Below are 21,876 nucleotides of genomic sequence, written 5' to 3'. Positions count from 1 at the left end.
CGCCATGATCCCCCAAGATCACCCGGATTGCGCAGCGGTCGGCGGGCCGATCGTCGGCCCGGTCACGCCGGCCCCGGCCGGACGGCGGCGGCCAGGGCCGCCAGGGCGTCGGCGAAGACGCGGGCCGGCGGCGACACCAGCCCGGCCCCGACCTGCCCGACGCCCGGCTCCCGCCCGGCGATGCCGGTGTCGATCACCGGCAGGATTCCGGTGCGCACCACCCGGGTCACGTCCACGCCCGCGGGGGTGCCGCGGAACGACAGCAGCGGGATCTGCAGCGCCGGATGCTCGGCCAGCGTGATCTCGTACATCCGGCGGGTGGCGGCCACCGCGTCCGGCACCTCCCCGCCGACGAACCGGACGATCGCGGGCGCGGCGGCCAGCGCGAACCCGCCCATCCCGGCGGTCTCGGTGATGGCCGAGTCGCCGATGTCGGGGTTGGCGTCGGCCGGGCCGTAGGAGCCGAGGTACAGCCCGTCGGGCACCTGCGCGGGGCCGGTGAACCACCGGTCGCCCGTGCCCGACACCTGGATGCCGAAGTCGGTGCCGTTGCGGGCCATCGCCACCACCAGCGTGGACCCGGGGACGTCGCGGGCGGCGTCGGCGGCGGCCTTGGCGGCGGCCATGGACGCGTTCAGGAAGAAGTGGTCGTTGCCCGCCACGAACCGGAACACCTCGGCGACGTGCGCGCGCGGCGCGTCGGCGGCGACCAGGTCGGCGCCGAGCTCGCGCACCAGCAGGGACGTGGCGGCGCGGTTGCGGTTGTGCAGCTCGTCGCCCATCTGCAGGGCCTGCGCGATCAGCGCGACCAGGTCGATCGGGCCGTGGCGGCGCACCGCGTCGCGCAGCAGCGGGCCGAGGACGGCGCCCATCCAGCGCAGCCGCTCCAGCACCTCGGGCCCGTACGCCCCGTACCGCAGCACCTTGCCCAGGCCCTCGTTGAGCGAGCAGCAGGCGGTGCCGCCGTGCTCGGCGTCCTCGACCACCAGCATCCACATCGACGGGCTCACCACGCCCGCCATCGGCCCGACGGCGCCGTGGCGGTGGCACGGCTCCAGCGTCGCCGCGCCCCGCGCGAGGGCCCGCTCGGCCTCCTCGGGGGTGCCGGCGAGCCCTTCCAGCAGCATGGCGCCCATGAGCGCGCCGCGCATCGGCCCGGACGCGCGGTCCCACTCCAGGGGCGGGCCGGCGTGCAGGAACGCGCCCGGCTCCAGCCCCAGCACCTCCGACGCCGGACGCACGTCCACCAGGTGCGGCCGGGCCGACAGCATGCGCCCGACGGCGCGGGCGTTGGCCTCGGCCCGGCGCGGGTCGCCGAGCACGGCGTTCAGCGCGGGCAGCGACTCCTCCGGCGCCGGACGCCAGTCGACCGCCTCCACCGGCACCGCCTGCTGGGCCAGCGCCTCGGCCAGCACGCCGACGCCCGCGGTGACGACGCGTGACTCGCGGGTCAGCAGTCCGCCCAGCCGGGGGCGCGCGTCACTCATCCGGGACTCCTTCCACGAGCCCTTGCAGCAGGCGGACGGCGTGGCGGGCGGCCTCGGCGTTGGAGGCGAACACCGACGCGCCCGCCTCCCGCAGCGCCGCGGCCTGCCGGTCGCGGTCCTGCGGGTCGCCGGGCGTGCCGCACAGCGACACCACGACGGCCAGGTCGGCGCGGTCGGCGCGGGCCGCCGCGATCGCCGGGGCCAGCGCGGCGGCCGGGTCGGGCTCGGCGCCGTGGCCGAGCACCACGTCCAGCAGCAGCACCCCGCAGGCGGGGTCGGCGGCGTGCTCGGCCACGGCCGCCAGCCGCAGCGTCGGATCGATCATGGGGTGGGGGCGTCCGCGCGTGTAGGTGTCGTCGCCGAAGTCCAGCAGCGCGTGCCCGCCGCCCTCCAGGGACTCGCGGACGATCGCGTCGGCCTCGTCCCGCAGCGTGCCGCCGGCGAACAGGCCGCGCAGCGCGCGGCCGGGCGGCACCGGCGGCTGCGGCGCGGGCCAGCGCGGCCAGCGCGGCACCGGGCGGCCGAGGGCGGTCAGGGCCCGCTCCACCGCCGCCGTCAGGTCGTCCTCGCCGGGGGCGGGCAGCGCGAACACCACCGGGGTGTCCAGGCGGCGCGCCGCCTCGCGGATCAGCCCGGCCACGCGCGGGGCGGGCGGCTTGGACACCACGACGATCAGCTCGGTGGCGGGGTCGTCGTCGAGCGCGGCCAGCGCCGCCAGCGCCGAGCGCCCGCTGACCTCCAGCGACAGGTCGCGCCCGCCCACGCCGAGCACATGGCTGACGCCCACGTCCGCCGCGTCCAGCAGGCACATCACCTGCTGCGCGCCGGTGCCGGACGCGGCCACCACGCCGACCGGGCCGGGCCGCACCGCGTTGGCGAACCCCAGGCCCGCGCCGCCGACCACGGCGGTGCCGCAGTCGGGGCCCATGACGATCAGGCCGCGCCGCGCCGCCGCCTCCTTGAGCGCGATCTCCTGCTCGACCGGCACGTTGTCGCTGAACACCATGACGTTGAGCCCGGCGTCCAGGGCGTCCATGGCCTCGGGGAACACCTGCGGGCCGGGCATCGACAGCAGCGCCAGCCCGGCGTCGATCCGCCGCGCGGCCGAGGCGGTCGTCCGCGCGGGCTCCTCCTCACCGGCGGTCCCGGCCGCGGCCGGGCGGCTCAGCAGCTCGTCGAGCGCGCGGAGCGCGTCGTCCAGGGCGTGGCCGGGCGCGTCGGCGGCGGTGCGGATCGCCACCACCAGGTCGCCCGGACCGGCGTCGGCGGGCACCTCGAAGCCCATCCGGCCGAACATCTCGCGGTTGAGGTCGGTGCCCATCGCGGCCATCGCCTCGGCCACATCCGGCCGCTCGGCCAGGCTGCGGCTGACCCGCATCAGCGTCACCGAGTCGTGGTAGGCGCCGCGCCGCACCTCGACCCACCTGCCGCCGGTCGTCCCCGTCGTGCTCATGGTGCCCCCGATCGCGACGCATTCCGTCATGCAGTGGCCCGGTGGGGGGACGCGGCGGACGCGGCCAGGGCCAGCGCGGCGTGGCAGCCCGCGCGCACGCCCCAGGCCAGGTCGGCGCCGGAGGTGTGCCCGGCGGCCAGCAGCCGCCGCACGGCCGGGCGGGGCGCCTCGTGGCCCGCGACGACGCGCAGCACGGCGGCCACGTCGGCCCCGGCGGAGCCGGACGCGGCGCAGTGCAGCAGGGTCGCGGCCAGCGCCGTGGTGCGGGTGCCCGCGTCGGCGGTGACGGCGGCGCCGAGCCAGCCGGCCAGCCACACGGCCCGTTCGCCGCCCCGCACGGCGCCGCCGACCAGCCGCAGCGACACCAGCAGGCCGGACAGGATGTCGTCGCCGCTGGGCGTCAGCCCGGGGCCCAGGCCCACGATCCGCTCGGCGGCCTCGACGGCCCCCGCCAGATCGCCCGCGGCGCAGGCGCCGGCCAGGGCCTCGGGGTCGGGATGCCCGGCCAGGCCGCAGGCCGCGGCGGCGTCGGCCTCGTCGAGGGCGTCCTCCAGCTCGCGCAGGCCGCGGGCCGCGCCGGACGGGGTGAGCGGGCCGAGCGCGGGCACCGGGTCCCACCAGCGGCGGGCCCGCACGTACAGCCCGTCGGTCTCGACCAGGCCGTCGCCGACCCAGGCCTCGGCGCCCTCGCGGACGGAGCGGAAGGGGCGTTCGCGCCGGGTCGCGGCCAGCACCAGCGCGTTGGGCAGCCGGACGGCGTCGGAGCAGACCACCGCGAGCACGCGGGGTTCGGGGGCGCGGCAGGTGCCGGTGCGCGGGTCGGCCCGCGGCTCGACGCGCATCTCCAGGTAGACGGCGGAGGGGAAGGCGGCGATCACCCGCGCCGGGCGGCGCGGCGCCTCCAGCAGCGGGCGCAGGGGGAGCCCCGCGGCGCCGGCGGCCGGGGGTCGCCCGGTGAGCGCGCGCAGCGGGATCGGGTCACGCAGGACGATGGTCACGGATCCTCCCGAGGCCGGTGCCGCCGGGCGTGTGTCGTCGGCGGTCGCTCGGGCCCGACCTCAGGCAGGACCGTAGACCGGGCCCGCCACCGGACGTATGGTGAATCCTGCCAAGGATGGTCTCCGTCCTTGGTGTTTGTTGTCAGGGTTGATCGCATACCGGTAGCGATCGGGGCATCTTGCGCGATGTAAGCAGCAAAAGCGAGGTGACCGTTCCCTTGAGCGAGCTTTGGTGAGCACCTCACGCAGGCAGCCCCGACCGGCCGGGACCGCCCGGACGGTTCCGGCGGCCTCAGGGCTGCGCTGCGTCCGCGCGTCCGGCCGTGCGTCCGGCCGTGCGACCGGCCATTTGACGGGCCATTTGACCGGCCGCGTCGCCGGGCGGACGATCGCCCTTGGCCGGCGCGACCGGCCGCCGACCGGGCCGGGCGAACCGGCAGGTGCGTCACCGCCGGGCCGCGCATGCGAAGTGACGTCCCGGGGGGACCCGACCCCGGGACCGCCGGGCCAGCCCCCACCCGGGCCGCGCCCGTAGATAGTCGGCGGCCGAAGAACCTCGGCGCCTGTTCACGGTTGGGAGCGAAGTGATGTCACTGAATGCGGATCCAGGCCCGCCCGCGCTGCGGCTGGCGAGCACCGGCACGCTGACCTACGGCCTGCCCGTCGGCGAGGTGCTGGGGGTGTCCACCCTCGCCGGGGCGCGGCTCATCGGAGGCCGCTCGGGGCTGGACCGTGTGGTGCAGCGGCTCAACGTCATGGAGGTGCCCGACGTACTGGCGTGGGTCAAGCCGAACGAACTGCTGCTGACCACCGGATATCCGCTGCGCAACACCCCGCAGTCGCTGGACAACCTGGTGGCCGACCTCGACGAGCGGGGCCTGGCCGCGCTGGCGATCAAGCTGGGCCGGTACCTGGACTCGCTGCCCGCCGAGATGATCGCGCAGGCCGACCGGCGCGGCTTCCCGCTCATCCTGCTGCCCAACGACGTGGGCTTCGACGACATCCTCAACCAGGTGCTCACCGACATCCTCAACCGGCAGGCGGCCGTGCTGGCCCGCACCGAGGAGGTGCACCGGGCGCTGGTGCAGATCGTGCTGTGCGGCGGCGGCCTGCAGGAGGTCGTGGACGAGGTCGCCACGCTGCTGGACGTGGCCGTCGTGGTGCTGGACGGCGACCAGCGGGTGCTGGCCGGATCCGGCCCCGACGAGCACATCCAGGCGATGCGGGCGTTCGACGTGCTGTCGGGGCGTCCCGGGGTGTGCGTCAACGGCGAGGGCGACCACCTGGTGGTGCCCGTGGTGGCCGGGGGCTTCGACCACGGCCGGATCATCGCCTACAGCCCCGCGGGCACGCTGCGCGAGGCCGACCTCGGCATTCTGGAGCGGGCCGCCACCGTGGCCGCGCTGGTGGTGACCAAGCAGCAGGCCGTCGCCGCCGTGGAGAGCAAGTACCGCGCCGACTACCTGCGCGACATCCTGTCGGGCCGGGCCGGCGAGGACGACCGGGTGATCGCGCACTGCGCCGGGTTCGGCTGGGACCTGGACCGTCCGGTCATGGTGGTCGTCGCCGAGCTGGACGGCCGCACCCGCCCGGCCGACGGCCAGAACGGTCAGAGCGCCCAGAGCCTCCAGAACGGCCAGAGCGGCCAGAACGGTCAGGCGGGCGAGGTGGCGCGCGGCGGGGGCCGCGGCGCCGACGAGCGGGTCGCCCAGGAGCGGCTGGCCGCCGCCTGGAGCACCGCGGTGCGGCGGCACGACCGGGGCGCCGCGGTCGCCAGCTTCGCCCACGAGGTCGTCGCGGTGATCGGGATGGCGGACGGCGACGAGGCGGCACTCTCCAGTGGACCGGTCCAGGCGATGCTGAAGGAGGCCACCGCGATCTTCGCCGAGCACCTGTCGGCCAAGCGGACGTTCTCCACCGGCATCAGCCGCACGGTCTCCTCGCCGTCCGCGCTGCCCGAGGCCTACGAGCAGGCCGTCAAGGCGGTGCGGGTGGGCCGGCAGCTGCACGGCGACGGCGCCCGCGCGCACTTCGACCAGCTGGGCGTCTACCGGCTGCTCAGCCTGGTGTCCGATCCGCAGGAGCTGCACGCCTTCGTCCGGGAGACCCTCGGCGAGCTGGCGGGCGACGACGAGCCTGAGCTGGTCGACCTGCGCCGCACCCTGCAGGTGCTGCTGGAGACCAACCTCAACGTCGCCGAGACGGCCCGGCGCCTGCACTTCCACTACAACACGCTGCGCTACCGCATCGGCAAGCTGGAACGGATGCTCGGCCCGTTCACCGAGGACGCCCACCTGCGCCTCAACCTCACCCTGGCCCTGCACGTCCTGCGCATGCGCGGCATCTGACCCTCTCCGCACGCACCGACGACTCCCGACGCTCCCCCCGAACCCGCCAACTCTCAGAACCCCCCCGCCGACCCCCCGTCCTCCTGCCACCTTCGTTCGAACGTGCCGGGGCATGTCCGTTGCGCCCGGATACGTAACACGTCGGTGACGTACGCCACACTCCCCACCCAACAGCGGGTCGCGGGTTTGGCAGATGTCGCCGATGCCCGCCCCCCTGCCTGGATCTAGTTTGCCCGCAAGGCCGTAAAAGGCCGTGTAGCGGGGCAAAGAGCCGTAGACGCGCCGCGGACGCGGGCGGCCCGAGGGAGGGCGGGGATGGGCATCGGCTGGAAGGTGCACGGCGACGGCGGGACGCCGCCGCCCGGCGAGGTCGTCGCGCCGGACGAGCGGCTGTCGTGGCCGCGCACGGCCGGCATCGGCGCCCAGCACGTCGTGGCGATGTTCGGCGCGACGTTCGTGTTCCCGCTGGTGATGGGGCTGGACCCGAACCTCGCGGTGATGATGTCGGGCGTCGCCACGATCCTGTTCCTGCTGATCGTCCAGGGGAGGGTGCCCAGCTACCTGGGCACCAGCGCCTCGTTCGTGGGCGGGGTGTTCGCCATCAGGGCGGGCGTCGACACCGCCCGGACCGACGCCTGGGTGACGGGCGCGATCCTGGTCGCCGGGGGCGTGCTGGCCGCGTGCGGCGTGCTCATCCACCTGCTCGGCCCGCGGCTCATCCACCGGGTGTTCCCGCCCGTGGTCACCGGTGCGGTGGTCATGCTCATCGGGTTCGGGCTGGCGTTCGTGGTGGCCGACACCTACTGGCCGCAGGACCACTGGGTCGCGCTGATCACCATGACGTTCGTGTTCCTGGTCATGGTGGTGTTCCGCGGGTTCGTCGGCCGCGTCGCCGTGCTGGTCGGGCTGGTCTTCGGGTACGCGCTGTCGTGGGTGCTCGACCGGGCCGCCGGGCCGGTCACGTCCGTCCTGCCCGGGCAGAACCTGCGCGACGCGGCGGGCCGCGCCTGCGCGCCCGAGGGCCCGTACTGCGTGGCGACCGCGTTCCCGCACGACCGGGTGAGCTTCGACGGCGTCCGGCAGGCCGACTGGTTCGGGCTGCCGCACATGCACGCCCCCGACTTCAAGTTGTCGGCGGTCCTGCTGGTGCTGCCCGCCGTCATCGCGTTGATCGCCGAGAACACCGGGCATGTCAAGGCCGTGGGGGAGATGACCCGCACCGACCTGGACCCGCTGATCGGCCGGGCGGTGTTCGCCGACGGGGTCGGGACCGTGGTCGCCAGCTCGGTGGGCGGCTCGCCGACCACCACCTACGCCGAGAACATCGGCGTCATGGCCGCCACCCGGATCTACTCGACGGCGGCGTACTACCTGGCGGCGGTCATCGCGATCCTGTTCGGGCTGTGCCCCAAGTTCGGCGCGCTGGTGGCCGCCACGCCCGGCGGCGTGCTCGGCGGCGTCACCGTGATCCTCTACGGGATGATCGGGCTGCTCGGCGCCAAGATCTGGGTCGAGAACCGGGTGGACTTCGCCGACCCGGTCAACATGGTCCCGGTCGGCGCGGGCATCATCCTGGCGCTCGGCCCGGTGGTGCACGAGATCAACGAGGACTTCAAGCTGGAGGGCATCGCGTTCGGCACGATCGTCGTGCTGGTGGGCTACCACCTGCTGCGCTCCATCTCCGACCGGCTCGGCGGTTCCGCCGCCGCGGCCCCGGCGGGCGGCGCGCCCCCGTCCGGCGGGACCGCGTCCGGCGGCCCGGCACCGGGCGGCCCGCCCGGCGGGACGGCCGAGGCGGCGACCGCGGGAGGCGACGCCCAGCCGTGAAGCCGCCGCCGTTCGCCTACCACGCCCCTGCCACGCTCGCCGAGGCGCTGGACGTGCTGGCCGAGCACGGCGCCGACGCCAAGGTCCTGGCGGGCGGGCAGAGCCTGATCCCGCTGCTCAACATGCGGCTGGCCGAGCCCGCCCACATCGTCGACATCAACCGGGTCGCCGGTCTCGGCGACGTCCGTGCCGACGCGCGGGGGGTGCGCGTGGGCGCGCTGGCCCGGCACGCCGCCGTCGAACGCTCCGCCGGCGTCGCGGCCGTCCAGCCGCTGCTGCCCGCCGCGCTGCGGCACGTCGCGCACCCGGCGATCCGCAACCGGGGCACCGTCGTCGGCAGCCTGGTGCACGCCGACCCGGCCGCCGAGCTGCCCGCCGTGCTGGCCGTGCTGGACGGCACGGTCGAGGCGGTGTCCGCCGCCGGGCGCCGCACCGTCCGCGCCGCCGACTTCTTCGCCGGACCGCTGGAGAGCACCCTGCGTCCCGGGGAGCTGGCCGGTTCGGCGTTCTTCCCCGCCCTGCCGCCCCGCACCGGCGTCGCGTTCACCGAGACGTCCCGCCGGCACGGCGACTACGCGCTCGCCGGGGTCGCCGCCGTGGTCAGCCTGGACGAGGACCTGCGGGTCAGCGCCGCCCGCGCCGGATACCTGGGCGTGGCCGCCACACCGCTCGTGCTCGACCTGACGCGCCGGGCCCGCCAGGCGCAGACCGGCCGCCCGCCCGGCGACGCCGACTGGTCGGGGGTGGCCGGGTTCGTCCGCGAGCGCCTCGACCCCGAGTCCGACATCCACGCCGGCGCCGACTACCGGCGGCATCTAGCAGGCGTGCTCACCGAACGCGCGCTGCGCGCCGCCACGGCCGACGCGCTGGGCCGCGCCCACACGTCCGCGATCAACGAGGAGGCGGGGTGGTGATGGAGGAGACCTACGACGTCGAGCTGACCGTCAACGGGGTGCACCGCACGGCACGGGCGCCCGCCCGCCGCCTGCTGTCCGACCTGCTGCGGCACGACCTCGGCCTGACCGGCACGCACGTCGGCTGCGAGCACGGCGTGTGCGGGTGCTGCACGGTGCTGCTGGACGGTGAGCCGGTGCGCTCGTGCCTGATGTTCGCCGTCACGGCCGCCGGGCACGAGATCACCACCGTGGAGGGCCTGGCCGCGCCGGACGGCACCCCGTCACCGGTGCAGCGCGCCTTCCAGGAGTGCCACGGCCTGCAGTGCGGCTACTGCACCCCCGGCTTCCTGTGCACGGTGACGGCGCTGCTGCGCGGCAACCCCCGTCCCACCGACGACGAGGTCGTAGAGGGCATCTCCGGCAACCTGTGCCGCTGCACCGGCTACCAGAACATCATCCGGTCGGTCCACCGGGCCGCCGAACTCCAGGCCGAGGCCCAGGGCGAAACCCGGGGCGAGGTCCAGGCCGAACGGCGGGCCGGGCTCCGGGCCGGGGAGGCGGGCTGATGGGCGGCACCCGCGTCTTCGGCGAGCCGATCCCGCGGCGGGAGGACCCCCGGCTGCTCACCGGGCAGGGCCGCTACCTCGACGACCTCGGCCGCGACGCCCTCGCCGCCGCGTTCGTCCGCTCGCCCCACGCGCACGCCCGCGTCCTGGACATCGACGTGGCCGACGCCCTCGACGTGGACGGGCTCGTGGCCATCTACACCTGGGAGGACCTGCCGGGCCGGGTCGGCGAACCGCTGCCGCTGCTGATCCCGCACCCGTCCCTCACCCACGGCCGCACCGCCCACCCGCTGGCCCGCGACGTCGTCCGGCACGTCGGCGAGCCCGTCGCGATGGTCGTGGCGCGCGACCGCTACCTGGCCGAGGACGCCGCCGCCCGCATCCGGGTCGACTACGAGCCGCTGCCCGCCGTCGTCGGGATCGAGGCGGCGGCCCGCGCCGAGCACCTGGTGCACGACGACGTGCCCGGCAACGTCGGCGCCGTCCTGCGCCAGCACACCGGCGGCGACGTGGACGCCGCGATCGAGGCCGCCCCGCACGTGCTGGAGTTCCGCCTCGACATCGAGCGCAGCGCGTCCATGCCACTGGAGGGACGCGGCGTGTACGCGCGCTGGGACGCCGCCGACGGGTCGCTGCGCGTCTACTCCTCCACCCAGGCCTCCACCAGCGTGCGCGCCGCCATCGCCGCCAAGCTGGAGCTGCCGCCGGGCAAGGTCGAGGTGATCGCCCCGGACGTCGGCGGCGGCTTCGGCGTCAAGATCGTCCACCCGTGGCCGGAGGAGATCCTCGTCCCGTGGGCGGCCCGGCTGCTGGACCGGGAGGTCAAGTGGGCCGAGGACCGGCGCGAGCACTTCGTCGCCGCCGCCCACGAGCGCGGCCAGGTGCAGCACGTGCGGGTCGGGTTCGACGACGACGGGCGCGTGCTCGGCCTGGACGTGCGGATCCTGCACGACCACGGCGCCTACACCCCGTACGGCGTGATCATCCCGATCGTCACCTCCACCCAGCTGCTCGGCCCGTACAAGATCGGGGCCTACCGGGCGGAGGTCACCAGCCTCTACACCAACACCGTCATCGTCACCCCGTACCGGGGCGCGGGCCGCCCGCAGGGCGTCTTCTGCATGGAACGCACGATGGACCGCATCGCCGACCACCTCGGCCGCGACCGGACGCAGGTGCGCGAGGCCAACTTCATCCGCCCCGACGAGTTCCCCTACGACCAGGGCCTGACGTTCCAGGACGGCCGTCCCCTGATCTACGACTCCGGCGACTACCCGGCGCTGCTCGCCCGTCTCAAGGAACTGATCGGCTGGGACGGCTTCGCGGAGCGGCGTGCGCGGGCCGCCGCCGAGGGCCGCCGCGTCGGCATCGGCCTCGGCTGCTACGTGGAGGGCACGGGCGTCGGGCCGTACGAGGGCGGCCACGTCGAGATCGACACGTCCGGGCGCGTGCACGTGGCCACCGGGCTCACCTCGCAGGGCCAGGGGCACGAGACCGTGTTCGCCCAGATCGCCGCCGCCGAGCTGGGCGTCCCGGTGGAGGACGTGCACGTCACGACGGGCGACACGCGCCGCTTCGGGTACGCGGTCGGCACGTTCGCCTCCCGCGCCGCCGTGACGAGCGGCAACGCCATCGCGCTGGCCGCCCGCAAGGTGCGGGACAAGGCGCTGCGCATCGCCGGGGAGGCGCTGGAGGCCGACCCGCGCGACCTGGACATCACCGACGGGATCGTGCACGTCAAGGGCGACCCCTCGGCGTCGGTGCCGCTGCGCACCGTCGCCGTCCTGTCCAACCCGCTGCGGTACGCCTTCGACGAGGAGGCGGCGCGCGCCACCCAGTTCGCCGTCGGCGGCGACGCCGCCGAGCCCCCGCTGCGCGGCGAGGAACCGGGGCTGGAGGGACGCGGCTACTACTCGCCCGTCCGCTCGACGTTCGCCGCCGGGATGCACGCCGCGATCGTCGAGACCGACCCCGACACCGCCGAGGTGCGCGTCCTGCGGTACGCGGTCGTGCACGACTGCGGCCGTCTGGTCAACCCGCGCATCGTCGAGGGCCAGATCCACGGGGGAGTGGCGCAGGGCATCGCCGGCGCCCTGTACGAACGCATGGCCTACGACGAGTCGGGCCAGCTCCTCAACGCCTCGTTCATGGACTTCCTCATGCCGTACGCGACCGAGATCCCGCGCATCGAGACCGCCCACCTGGAGACCCCGTCGCCGCTCAACCCCCTGGGCGTCAAGGGCGCGGGCGAGGCGGGCGTCATCCCGGTCTCGGCCGTCATCGCCGCCGCGATCGAGGACGCCGAGGGCATCCGCGTCCACCGCATGCCCCTGTCACCCGACGACCTCTACCACCTGCGCCTCCGCTCCCAGAACGCCGAGGACGACGCGGATCACTGCTGCTTGGGCGGCGTGGGAGCGTCCGGTGCGTTGCCGCCGAGGGACCGGGGGAGGTAGTTCTCCACGGCGGCGGGGCGGAAGCCCTGCTGCTGGATCCAGCCGAGGATCGTCTCGAACTGCTTGGCCAGGCCCTTGCGGTAGTGCATGAGGACGATGTCGCCCGGCTTGAAGCCCTTGCCGCCGTCGGCGCGGGCGAACCCGTCGAAGCCGACGCCGGGGCCGGTGGTGCCGTTGTAGTACTCGGCCGACCACAGCAGCAGCGACTTGATGCCGCACTGCCTGGCGGCCTCGCGCGTGGCCTGGTTGAAGCTGCCGAACGGCGGGCGGAAGATCTCCGGCCGCCGGCCGTACTGCCGGGTGATGGTCTGGGACGCCTCGCAGATCTCCTTGCGCTGCGCCTCGGGGCCGAGCGTGCGCATGTCGGGGTGGGAGATGGTGTGGTTCTCCATCCGCGACCCGGCGTGGCGCAGCGCCCAGAAGTACTGGCCGTGGCCGTCGACGTACCGGGTGGTCAGGAACGTCATGATCGGCACCTTGCGGGTGCGCACCAGCCGGACGAACTCCGCGTCGTACTCGTAGCCGTCGTCGATGGTGAGGAAGACGACCTTGTCGTTGGTGGTGATGCGGTTGATGACGGGCGGCAGGCCGTCCGGGGCGGGCCGCGGCGGCGTCCACGACCCGGGCCTGGGCGCGGGCCAGTGCTGGTCGGCCACCACGGCGGCGAGCTGGCTGCGCATGGACGGGCCGGAGTCGCCGCCCGCCGCGGCGCGCACCGTCGGCCACGTCCCCGCGGCCACGCCCAGCACACCGGCCGCCACCGTGGCGGCCACCGGCAGTTTCCCTCGCATCAGGCGCGTTCTCCCGTTCCCTCGGCCGACGTCGAAGCCGTGTCGCGCGACGGTCGGCGGTCAACGCTTGGGTGGACGCTTGGACACCCGCTGAGGTTCGCGTTCCCCGCAGGGGAGCCGAGTCACACGACGGCATACATCTGATCATGCCGTGTCCACGCGGGGGCCGATTCTGCCCAAGACGCGGCGCGCGCTCGGCAGGAGTTGCCGTTCGGCCGGGCGCGGGGATTCCTTAGGGTCGGCTCATGAAGGTGATGGGGACTGCGATGGTCGGGGCGCCGCTGCCGCGCGTCTGGGAGGCGCTGCGGGATCCGGCGGTGCTGGCCCGCACCATCCCGGGCTGCCGCTCGCTGGAGGCGACCGGCGAGGACGTCTACACGATGACCGTCTCGGCGGGCGTCGCGTCCGTCCGGGGCACCTACGTCGGCCGGGTGGAGCTGACCGATCCCGATCCGCCCCGGGCGTTCACGCTGCGGGCCCGCGGGCAGGGCGCGCCCGGCACGGTCGACGCGACGGTGCGCGTGCGGCTGTCGGAGGACTCGGGCGAGGGCACCCGGGTCGACTACGACGCGGACGCGACCGTCGGCGGCATGATCGGCGGGGTCGGGCAGCGGGTGCTCGGCACCGTCGCCCGCAAGACGGCCGCCGAGTTCTTCGCCGCCGTCGAACGCGACCTGACCCGGCCCGCCGTCCCCGCCCCGGCGCCCGAGGCGCCCCCCGCGGTCGCGGCGGGGCCGATCGCGCCGATGCCGCCGACGGTTCCGGTGCCCCCGCCGGTGTCGCCGGGGCCGATGCTCGCGGCGTTCCTGTCGGGCGGCGCGGTCGCCCTGGCCGGGGTCGCGGTCGGCTACGCGCTGGGCCGCAGGGCCAGGCGATGAGGGCGTTCACCGCGGCCGCGGTCCAGTTCGCGCCGGAGCCGGGGCCGCTGACCGAGGCGTCGGTGCGGCGCAACATCGACAGGGCCGTGTCGTGGACGCGGCGATGCGTCGAACGTTCGGGGGCCGAGCTGGTCGTGCTGCCCGAGACGTGCACCACCGGGTTCAACCCGGGCGTGCCCGCGGCGGAGCTGCGCGGGCTGGTGTCGGAGGTCCCCGGGCCGGTGAGCGAGCCGATCCAGCGGGTCGCGCGGGAACTGGGCGTGCACGTGTGCTTCGGCACCTACGAACGCGCCGCCGAGACCGTCCACAACGCGGCGGTGCTGGTCGGGCCGGACGGCGACGTGCTCGGCGTCTACCGCAAGGTGCACCCGTTCCGCGTGGAGGACGCCCGGCACGGCGGCTGGGCGGCGCCGGGCGGCGAGGTGACGGTCGTCGACACCCCGCTCGGCCGGATCGGGATGGCGATCTGCTTCGACGGCGACTTCCCCGAGCTGTGGCGGATCATGGCGGTGCGCGGCGCCGAGGTGGTGTGCCGCCCCTCGGCGCTGCTGCGCTCGGCCGACATCTGGGAGCTGACCACCCGCGCCCGCGCCTACGACAACCACGTGTACGTCGTGGCGGCCAACGCGGTCGGCGCCGACCCCGCGGGCACCCTGTACTTCGGCAACTCGATGGTGGTGACGCCGATCGCCGAGGTCGTGGCGCGGGCGGCCACCCACGAGGGGTGGGCGGCGGCGCGGCTGGACCCGGCCGCCGCGATGGCGTCGCTGACGCCCGGCTCGTCGGTGCGGCACTCCTTCGACCACCTGGCCGAACGCAACCTGGAGGTGTACGGGAAGTACGCCGCCGACCTGCTGGGACCGGCGTCCACCCCGTTCCCGCGCTAGCGGCGGCCCGCCGGGCGCGCCGCCGCCGGGCGGGCTACTTCACGTCGACCAGGTCGACCACGAAGATCAGGGTCTCGCCGGGCTTGATCGCCGGGCTGGGGCTGTGGTTGCCGTAGGCCAGGTGCGGCGGGATCACCAGCTTGCGGCGCCCGCCGACCTTCATGCCCTGGATCCCCATGTCCCAGCCCTTGATGACGCGGCCGGAGCCGAGGGTGAAGTCGAGGGTCTGGCCGCGGTTCCAGGACGCGTCGAACTCCTCGCCGGTGGAGAAGGCGACGCCGACGTAGTGCATCGACACCTGCGAGCCCTTGGTGGCCTCGGGGCCGTCCCCGACCTCGATGTCGGTGATGTCGAGGAACGCGGGCGGCTCGCCCTCGGGGAAGTCGATCTCGGGCCGTTCCAGGGCCATACAGGGCTCCAGGGGTGTCGTCGGATGCGCACGTGAGGACGTCGCGCCCTCGTGCTCGGTCGCCGTTCAGCGTAGCGGGGTGCGCGCGGCGGCCCGAACACGGCGCGTGAAGGTCGCCAAAGATCGGGCGTTCCGTTGGCAGTTTGCGACGTTTCGGCGCCGTGGCCGCACCGGTAGACACCAGGCATGGCACGGCGGCTGCGGATCGGCATCGACACGGGCGGCACGTTCACCGACGTGGTGGCGCTGGACGAGGACACCGGTGAGCTGTTCACCACCAAGACCCCGTCCACCCCCGCCGACCCGGCCGAGGGGTTCGGCGACGCCGCCCGCAAGATCCTCGGCCTGGTGGGCGCCGAGGCGTCGGCGCTGACGGCGGTGTCGCACGGCACGACCGTGGCGACCAACCAGCTGCTGGAGGACCGGCTCGACGACCTCGGCTTCGTCACCACCGAGGGCTTCGAGTTCATGCTGGAGATCGCCCGGCAGAGCGTCCCGGACGGCTACGGCAACTCCTACTTCTGGGTCAAGCCGCCGCGGATCGTCCCGGTGCACCGGGTGCGCACCGTCGGCGGGCGGCTCGACCACACCGGCGCCGAGCTGCGGCCGTTCGACGAGGAGGCCGCGGTCGCGGCGGCCCGCTGGTTCCGCGAGCAGGGCATCGACGCGATCGGCGTGTGCTTCCTGCACTCCTACGCCGACCCCGCCCACGAGCTGCGCATGCGCGAGGTGCTGGCGCGCGAGCACCCCGAGGCGGTGGTGTCGCTGTCGTGCGAGGTGCTGCGCGAGTACCGCGAGTACGAACGGTCGGTCACCACCCTCGTGGACGCCGCCGTCAAGCCGACGATGAGCCGCTACCTGGCCCGCCTGTCGGGGCTGCTGCCCGCGCCGCTGCGGGTGATGAAGAGCAACGGCGGGGTGCTGTCGGCCGAGGAGGTCGTCCACCAGCCCGTCACCACCGTGCTGTCCGGCCCGGCCGCCGGCGCGCTCGGCGCCGCCTACGTGGCGGCGCCCGGCTACCCCTCGGTGGTGACGCTGGACGGCGGCGGCACGTCCACGGACGTGGCGGTGGTGCTGGACGGCGAGCCGACCCTCACCACCGAGGGCGCGGTCGGACGCCACCCCGTCCGGATCCCGATGATCGACATCGTGACGGTCGGGGCGGGCGGCGGCTCGGTCGCCTGGATCTCCCCGGAGGGCACGCTGAAGGTCGGGCCGCGCAGCGCGGGCGCCGACCCCGGCCCGCTGTGCTACGGACGCGGCGGCACCGAGCCGACCGTCACCGACGCGCACGCCGCGCTCGGCCGCATCCCCCCGCACCTGCTCGGCGGGGAGATCCCGCTGGACGTGGCGGCCGCGCGGGCGGGCGTGGAGTCCCTCGGGGCGAAGCTGGGACTGTCCGGTGACCGCGCCGCCGCCGGGATCCTGGAGATCTCGGCGTGGAACCAGGCCAACGCGATCCGGCAGATCACCGTCCGGCGCGGGCTGGACGTGCGCGACTTCCCGCTGGTGGCGTTCGGCGGCTCCGGCCCGCTGCAGGCCTGCCGCCTGCTGGACGTGCTGGGCCTGCCCGCCGCCGTGATCCCCGCCGACCCGGGCAGCCTGTCGGCGTTCGGCCTGCTCACCGTGGACGTCAGGAACGACTACGTGCGCACCCGCGTCACCCGCGACACCGAGCTCGACCCGGCCGTGCTCGGGGCGACCTACGCCGAGCTGGAGGGCCGCGCCGCGGACGCCCTCGAACGCGAGGGGTTCCCCGCCGGGCGACACCGTTTCGCCCGCTCGGCCGACCTGCGCTACTACGGGCAGGCGTTCGAGGTGCGGGTCGCGGCGCCGGACGGGCCGGTCGACGACGCGTTCCGCGCCGAGGTCGTGCGGCGCTTCCACGACGCGCACGAGGCGCTGTACGGCTACTGCTACCGCGACGACACCGTCCGCCATCCCGTCGAGTGGGTCAACCTGCGCGTCTCCGGCATCGGCCCGATCACCCGTCCCCGCCTGCGGGAACGCCCGCCCGGCGACGGGAACCCCGAACGCGCCCGCACCGGCGTGCGCGACGTCCACTTCGACGACTGGACGCCGACCCCCGTCTACCGGCGGGAACGGCTCGCCCCGGGCGACGTGCTGCGCGGCCCGGCGGTGATCGAGGAGTTCGGCTCGACGCTGCCGCTGCACCCCGGCTTCCGGGCCCGCGTGGACGCCCACGGCAACCTCGTGATCACGAAGGGAGACGACGCCCCATGAGCGAGCCGCGGAGGCGGGCGGGAGACACGGCATGAGCGCCGATCCGATCCTCGTGGAGATCGTCGAGGGGACGCTGGCGTCGGTGGAGCGCGAGGTGGAGACCGCGATCGCCCGCACCGCCCGCTCGCCCATGATCCGGGACGCGCACGACTTCCGCGCCGGCATCCACGACCGGCGGCTGCGCAAGCTGACCGGCCGCTCGTACTCGGCGCTGGTGCAGCCGATCGTCCGGGACTTCCCGATCGAGACGATGCGTCCCGGGGACGTGTTCTTCCACAACGACGTGTACCTGTCGGAGGGCGGCATCGGGCACCTGCCCGACCTGTGCGTCACCGTGCCGGTGTTCCACGACGGGGACGTGGTGGCGTTCGTGCAGGCGTTCGGCCACCACGACGACATCGGCGGCGCCGTCCCCGGGTCCATGCCCAGCCACGCGCGCAGCGCCTTCGAGGAGGGGCTCATGGTGCCCCCGATCAGGCTGTGGGACCGGGGCGTCCCCAACGAGGCGGCGCTGCGGATCATGACGCGCAACTCCCGTATGCCCGACTCCCTGGCCGGCGACCTGGACGCCGAGTGCTCGGCCTGCCTGATGGGCGCCCGCCGCCTGGCCGACCTGTTCGGCCGGTACGGCCGCGCCGCCGTCGAGGACTGCTTCGACGCGATCATCGACAAGACCACCCGGACGTTCCGCCGCGAGCTGCTGGCGAAGATCCCCGACGGGACGTACGTGTGGGAGGACTACGCCGAGCACGACGGCGTCGACCCGCCGCGCCTGCACGCCCAGCGCATCACCCTGACCGCCGACGCGTCCGCCGAGGTGCCGCTGGTCATCGACTTCACCGGCACGTCCCCGCAGGCCAAGGGCCCGATCAACCACGCGGGCGACTACGCCGACGGGGTGTTCCTGAAGAAGTGGCTGGCGCCCGTCCTGCGGAACCTGGCCGACACGCCCGAACGCGCCGCCGAGCTGGACGTCAACGAGGGCGTGGTGCCGCTGATCGAGATGCGGTTCCCGGACAAGGGCACGCTGCTGACGCCGGTGTTCCCGGCGCCGACCAACGCGCGCACCTTCGTCATCCTGCGGCTGCTGGGCGTGCTGGCCGGGGTGCTGGCCAAGGCCACCGGCGGCCGCATGCCCGCCGACCAGGAGACCATCCGCTACACCGGCGTGTACGGGGAGGACGACCGCGGCCCGTACCTGATGCGGGAGGTGCTGGGCGGCGGCTCGGGCGGCCGCCACCACGCCGACGGCGAGGACACCATCCACATCGTCCCCGACTCCCGCAACATCCCCGCCGAGTTCGCCGAGGCCCGCTGGCCGTTCGTGGTGGAGCGGCTCGGCCTGGCCGTCGACTCGGGCGGGCCGGGGAGGTTCCGCGGCGGCCTCGGCTACGACAAGCACATCCGCATGCTGCGCGACGCCCGCTACATGTCGATCGCCGACCGGTCCATCCTGTCGTGCTGGGGCGTGAACGGGGGCCGCGCCGGGCGCCCGTTCCGCGTGGACATCGACGGCGAGGAGATGGACGGTCTGGTCGACGACCATCCGGTGCGCGCGGGCCAGGTCATCCGCATCCGCACCACCGGAGGCGGCGGGTGGGGCGACCCGTTCGACCGCGACCCCGAGCGCGTTGCCGCCGACGTGCGCGACGGCAAGGTGTCGCCCGCGGGCGCCCGCGACGACTACGGCGTGGTGCTCGCCGACGGCGCCGTCGACCGTGCCGCCACCGAGGCGCTGCGGGCCGAGCTGCGCGCCGCGCGCGGACCCGCCCCGTTCTTCGACCGTGGCCCCGGCTTCCCCCGCCTGTCCGGCGGCCGTCCCCACGCCGACGTCGATCTCCCCGGCGGGCATACTGCCTGAGAGCACCGGAGAAGGACGGAAGGGGAGCGATGGACCTGCTCGGCGACCCGGCGGGGCACGCGGGGGACGCGCCCGACGCGCCGGACGCGGTCCGGGTGGACGGCCGGGGCCTGTCCCGGGCCGGGCTGTTCGCCCGCGCGGCGGCGGTGGCGGCCGCGATCGGCGGCGCCGAGGCCGTCGCGGTGCACGCCACGGCCACCGTCGAGACCGTCGTCGCCGTGGTCGGCGGGATCCTGGCGGGCGTGCCCGTCGTGCCGCTGCCGCCCGACTCGGGCCCGGCCGAACGCGACCACATCCTCGGCGACTCCGGGGCGCGGCTGCTGCTGGCCGCCCGCGGCGCCTGGGACCCGGCCGCCGGCGGCCCGCCCCTCGTCCCCGTGGACGCCCTGCCGTCCGGGTCGTCCACGCCGGCGCCGCAGCCGCCGCCCGGCGACGCGACCGCGCTCATCCTCTACACCAGCGGCACCACCGGCGCGCCCAAGGGCGTGCTGATCTCCCGGGCCGCGATCGCCGCCGGGCTGGACGCGCTGGCCGAGGCGTGGGAGTGGACGGCCGGCGACGTGCTCGTCCACGGCCTTCCGCTGTTCCACGTGCACGGCCTGGTCCTCGGCGTGCTGGGCGCGCTGCGGACCGGGTCGCCGCTGGTGCACACGGGACGTCCCCGTCCCGCCGCGTACGCGGCGGCCGCGGAGCGGCACGGCGGGTCGCTGTTCTTCGGGGTCCCCACGGTGTGGTCGCGGGTGTGCGACGACCCGGCGTCCGCCCGCGCCCTGCGGGGCGCGCGGCTGCTGGTGTCGGGAAGCGCCGCGCTGCCGGTGCCGGTGTTCGACCGCCTGACCGAGCTGACCGGGCACCGGCCGGTCGAGCGGTACGGCATGACCGAGACGCTCATCACGATCTCCGCCCGCGCCGGTGGCGACCGGCGGCCCGGCCACGTCGGCACCCCGCTTCCGGGCGTGCGGACGCGGCTGGTGGCCGAGGACGGGTCCGCCGTCCCCGCCGACGGGGAGACGCCGGGGGAACTGCAGGTGCGCGCGCCGATGCTGTTCGGCGGCTACCTGGGCCGTCCCGAGGCCACGGCCGCCGCGTACACCCCCGACGGCTGGTTCCGCACCGGCGACATCGCCGCGATCGGGCCGGACGGCTGGCACCGCATCGTCGGCCGCGCGTCCACCGACCTGATCAAGAGCGGCGGATACCGGATCGGCGCGGGCGAGGTGGAGAACGCGCTGCTGGCGCATCCGGCGGTGCGGGAGGCGGCGGTGGTCGGCACCCCGCACGCCGACCTCGGCGAGCAGGTCACCGCCTACGTCGTCGCCGACGGCGCGACCGGCCCGGAACTGATCGACTTCGTGGCGGAGCGGCTGTCGGCGCACAAACGGCCCCGCGTCGTGCACCTGGTCGGGTCGCTGCCGCGCAACGCCATGGGCAAGGTCGTCAAGACCCGCCTGACCGAGAACCCCACGGAGACCGCGTGAGACTGCTGCGCAACGCCCGCCTGCACGGGCGCGAGGGCGCGTACGACATCGAGATCGACGGCGACCGCTTCGGCCGCGTCCTGCCCGCCGGGCAGGGCTCGGGCGAGGAGTGGATCGACGCCCGGGGCGGCCTGGTCTCGGCGCCGTTCGTCGAACCCCACGTCCATCTCGACACCACCCTCACCGCCGGGGAGCCGCGCTGGAACGCCTCCGGCTCGCTGTGGGAGGGCATCGCGGTGTGGAGCGAGCGCAAGCGCGCCCTCACCCGCGACGACGTGATCTCACGCGCCACCGAGGTGCTGCGCTGGTACGCGGCCAACGGCGTGCTGCACGTGCGCAGCCACGTCGACGTCACCGACCCGGGGCTGGTCGCCCTGGACGCGATGCTGGAGGTCCGCGAACGCGTCCGGGACGTGGTCGACCTGCAGCTCGTCGCCTTCCCGCAGGAGGGGATCCGCTCGTTCGACGGCGGCGCCGACCTGCTGGCGGAGGCGGCCCGGCGCGGCGTCGACGCGGTCGGCGCGATCCCGCACTTCGAGGACACCCGCGAGGACGGCGTCCACTCCCTGGAGATCGCCTTCGAGGTCGCCGCCGAGCACGGGCTGATGCTGGACGCGCACTGCGACGAGATCGACGACGAGCAGTCGCGGTTCGTGGAGGTGCTGGCGACCCTCGCCCGCCGCACCGGCCTGCGCGACCGCGCCACCGCCTCCCACACCACCGCGATGGGCTCCTACAACGGCGCCTACTCCTACAAGCTCCAGCGCATCCTGGCCCGCGCGGGCATCAACCTGGTGTCCAACCCGCTGGCGAACCTGTGCCTGCAGGGACGGTTCGACGGCTACCCCAAGCGGCGCGGCCTCACCCAGGTCAAGGAGATGCTCGGCGCCGGGGTGAACGTGGCGTTCGGCCACGACGACGTGATGGACCCCTGGTTCCCGCTCGGCACCGCCTCACCGCTGCAGGTCGCCCTCGTCGGCGTCGCCGCCGCGCAGCTCACCGGCCCCGCCGAGATCGACGAGGCGTTCGCCATGGTCACCGAACGCGCCGCCCGGGTGCTGGGCCTCGGCGACCGCTACGGCGTCGCCGAGGGACGTCCGGCCAGCTTCGTCGTGCTGCCCGCCGCGTCCCGCTTCGACGCGGTCCGCCGCCAGACCCGGCCCACCCATGTCGTGTCCCGCGGCCGGCTCGTCGCCGAGACGCCCGCCACGTCCACCCGCCTCACCTGGCCCGGCGAGGACCCCCGCGACATCGACTTCGTCCGCGACCGCGACAGATGACGGGTGTCACCGCCTGG

General features: G+C 75.1%; 16 protein-coding genes. 11 read left to right on the top strand and 5 right to left on the bottom strand.

The genetic code is table 11. From position 1 onward, the window contains the following. Positions 1-62: 62 nt before the first annotated feature. From ABZ801_RS06670 to ABZ801_RS06660, 3 genes are read right to left on the bottom strand one after another with little or no spacing between them, the layout of a single operon-like run. Positions 63-1,487 (bottom strand): DUF1116 domain-containing protein, encoded by a 1,425-nt coding sequence (locus ABZ801_RS06670; protein WP_360693754.1) that lies wholly within the window; start codon positions 1,485-1,487, stop codon positions 63-65. After that, the gene (locus ABZ801_RS06665) at positions 1,480-2,940 is read right to left on the bottom strand and encodes an FdrA family protein (RefSeq protein ID WP_360693751.1); all 1,461 of its coding nucleotides are present in this window, start codon (positions 2,938-2,940) and stop codon (positions 1,480-1,482) included. Before ABZ801_RS06665 ends, ABZ801_RS06670 begins: the two co-directional genes overlap by 8 nt. Positions 2,941-2,966: 26 nt before the next feature. After that, positions 2,967-3,938 (bottom strand): DUF2877 domain-containing protein, encoded by a 972-nt coding sequence (locus ABZ801_RS06660; protein WP_360693748.1) that lies wholly within the window; start codon positions 3,936-3,938, stop codon positions 2,967-2,969. Positions 3,939-4,525: 587 nt separating this feature from the next. Here ABZ801_RS06660 and ABZ801_RS06655 point away from each other — a divergent pair. From ABZ801_RS06655 to cutA, 5 genes are all read left to right on the top strand, one after another. Beyond that, on the top strand, positions 4,526-6,286 hold the full coding sequence (locus tag ABZ801_RS06655) for a PucR family transcriptional regulator ligand-binding domain-containing protein (RefSeq protein ID WP_360693745.1): 1,761 nt from the start codon (positions 4,526-4,528) through the stop codon (positions 6,284-6,286). Between the two features lie 315 nt (positions 6,287-6,601). Then, the gene (locus tag ABZ801_RS06650; RefSeq protein ID WP_360693742.1) at positions 6,602-8,113 is read left to right on the top strand and encodes a solute carrier family 23 protein; all 1,512 of its coding nucleotides are present in this window, start codon (positions 6,602-6,604) and stop codon (positions 8,111-8,113) included. Beyond that, complete coding sequence (locus ABZ801_RS06645; protein ID WP_360693739.1) at positions 8,110-9,027, top strand: xanthine dehydrogenase family protein subunit M; 918 nt, start codon at positions 8,110-8,112, stop codon at positions 9,025-9,027. Before ABZ801_RS06650 ends, ABZ801_RS06645 begins: the two co-directional genes overlap by 4 nt. Beyond that, a complete protein-coding gene (locus tag ABZ801_RS06640; RefSeq protein WP_360694155.1) occupies positions 9,027-9,575 on the top strand; it encodes a (2Fe-2S)-binding protein in 549 nt (182 codons plus the stop codon). Before ABZ801_RS06645 ends, ABZ801_RS06640 begins: the two co-directional genes overlap by 1 nt. Then, the gene (cutA, locus tag ABZ801_RS06635) at positions 9,575-12,031 is read left to right on the top strand and encodes an aerobic carbon-monoxide dehydrogenase large subunit (RefSeq protein WP_360693736.1); all 2,457 of its coding nucleotides are present in this window, start codon (positions 9,575-9,577) and stop codon (positions 12,029-12,031) included. The genes ABZ801_RS06640 and cutA overlap by 1 nt, the downstream gene beginning before the upstream one ends. Here the strand turns inward: cutA and ABZ801_RS06630 are convergent. Next, the gene (locus ABZ801_RS06630) at positions 11,968-12,822 is read right to left on the bottom strand and encodes a polysaccharide deacetylase family protein (protein ID WP_344955466.1); all 855 of its coding nucleotides are present in this window, start codon (positions 12,820-12,822) and stop codon (positions 11,968-11,970) included. The two genes, cutA and ABZ801_RS06630, sit on opposite strands and share 64 nt — an antisense overlap. A gap of 245 nt (positions 12,823-13,067) precedes the next feature. On the opposite strand from ABZ801_RS06630, the gene ABZ801_RS06625 reads away from it, so the two are divergent. Both ABZ801_RS06625 and ABZ801_RS06620 read left to right on the top strand, forming a co-directional pair. Beyond that, positions 13,068-13,700, top strand: coding sequence for a carbon monoxide dehydrogenase subunit G (locus ABZ801_RS06625; RefSeq protein ID WP_360693733.1), 633 nt, complete (start codon positions 13,068-13,070; stop codon positions 13,698-13,700). After that, a complete protein-coding gene (locus tag ABZ801_RS06620; RefSeq protein WP_360693730.1) occupies positions 13,697-14,587 on the top strand; it encodes a carbon-nitrogen hydrolase family protein in 891 nt (296 codons plus the stop codon). Before ABZ801_RS06625 ends, ABZ801_RS06620 begins: the two co-directional genes overlap by 4 nt. A gap of 34 nt (positions 14,588-14,621) precedes the next feature. Here ABZ801_RS06620 and ABZ801_RS06615 read toward each other — a convergent pair whose 3' ends face one another. Further along, a complete protein-coding gene (locus ABZ801_RS06615) occupies positions 14,622-14,996 on the bottom strand; it encodes an FKBP-type peptidyl-prolyl cis-trans isomerase (protein WP_360693727.1) in 375 nt (124 codons plus the stop codon). 186 nt (positions 14,997-15,182) lie between these two features. Between ABZ801_RS06615 and ABZ801_RS06610 the strand changes: the two genes are divergently transcribed. Genes ABZ801_RS06610 through codA form a run of 4 tightly spaced genes read left to right on the top strand, consistent with a single transcriptional unit; the run spans position 15,183 to position 21,859 of the window. Further along, positions 15,183-17,240, top strand: a complete 2,058-nt coding sequence (locus ABZ801_RS06610) for a hydantoinase/oxoprolinase family protein (protein WP_344955474.1) — start codon at positions 15,183-15,185, stop codon at positions 17,238-17,240. Positions 17,241-17,271: 31 nt separating this feature from the next. Next, entirely contained in the window at positions 17,272-19,101 is a 1,830-nt protein-coding gene (locus ABZ801_RS06605; protein ID WP_360693724.1) for a hydantoinase B/oxoprolinase family protein, read from the top strand. Positions 19,102-19,130: 29 nt separating this feature from the next. Continuing rightward, positions 19,131-20,579 carry an acyl-CoA synthetase gene (locus ABZ801_RS06600; RefSeq protein WP_360693721.1) on the top strand — a complete coding sequence of 483 codons (1,449 nt, stop codon included), beginning with the start codon at positions 19,131-19,133 and terminating at the stop codon, positions 20,577-20,579. Next, positions 20,576-21,859, top strand: a complete 1,284-nt coding sequence (gene codA / locus ABZ801_RS06595; RefSeq protein WP_360693718.1) for a cytosine deaminase — start codon at positions 20,576-20,578, stop codon at positions 21,857-21,859. The genes ABZ801_RS06600 and codA overlap by 4 nt, the downstream gene beginning before the upstream one ends. Positions 21,860-21,876 lie beyond the last annotated feature (17 nt).

This window comes from Actinomadura sp. NPDC047616, from assembly GCF_040642915.1.
GTDB lineage: Bacteria > Actinomycetota > Actinomycetes > Streptosporangiales > Streptosporangiaceae > Spirillospora > Spirillospora miaoliensis.
Note: the sequence above shows the minus strand (reverse complement) of the source record. Positions and strands in the feature narration are given on the sequence as shown.

Coding starts and splice junctions, on each gene's coding strand:
- ABZ801_RS06600 (WP_360693721.1), top strand. CDS start 19,131: ATGGACCTGCTCGGCGACCCGGCGGGGCACGCGGGGGACGCGCCCGAC.
- ABZ801_RS06620 (WP_360693730.1), top strand. CDS start 13,697: ATGAGGGCGTTCACCGCGGCCGCGGTCCAGTTCGCGCCGGAGCCGGGG.
- ABZ801_RS06605 (WP_360693724.1), top strand. CDS start 17,272: ATGAGCGCCGATCCGATCCTCGTGGAGATCGTCGAGGGGACGCTGGCG.
- ABZ801_RS06625 (WP_360693733.1), top strand. CDS start 13,068: ATGAAGGTGATGGGGACTGCGATGGTCGGGGCGCCGCTGCCGCGCGTC.
- ABZ801_RS06640 (WP_360694155.1), top strand. CDS start 9,027: ATGGAGGAGACCTACGACGTCGAGCTGACCGTCAACGGGGTGCACCGC.
- ABZ801_RS06610 (WP_344955474.1), top strand. CDS start 15,183: ATGGCACGGCGGCTGCGGATCGGCATCGACACGGGCGGCACGTTCACC.
- cutA (WP_360693736.1), top strand. CDS start 9,575: ATGGGCGGCACCCGCGTCTTCGGCGAGCCGATCCCGCGGCGGGAGGAC.
- ABZ801_RS06665 (WP_360693751.1), bottom strand. CDS start 2,940: ATGAGCACGACGGGGACGACCGGCGGCAGGTGGGTCGAGGTGCGGCGC.
- ABZ801_RS06670 (WP_360693754.1), bottom strand. CDS start 1,487: ATGAGTGACGCGCGCCCCCGGCTGGGCGGACTGCTGACCCGCGAGTCA.
- ABZ801_RS06615 (WP_360693727.1), bottom strand. CDS start 14,996: ATGGCCCTGGAACGGCCCGAGATCGACTTCCCCGAGGGCGAGCCGCCC.
- ABZ801_RS06630 (WP_344955466.1), bottom strand. CDS start 12,822: ATGCGAGGGAAACTGCCGGTGGCCGCCACGGTGGCGGCCGGTGTGCTG.
- ABZ801_RS06650 (WP_360693742.1), top strand. CDS start 6,602: ATGGGCATCGGCTGGAAGGTGCACGGCGACGGCGGGACGCCGCCGCCC.
- ABZ801_RS06655 (WP_360693745.1), top strand. CDS start 4,526: ATGTCACTGAATGCGGATCCAGGCCCGCCCGCGCTGCGGCTGGCGAGC.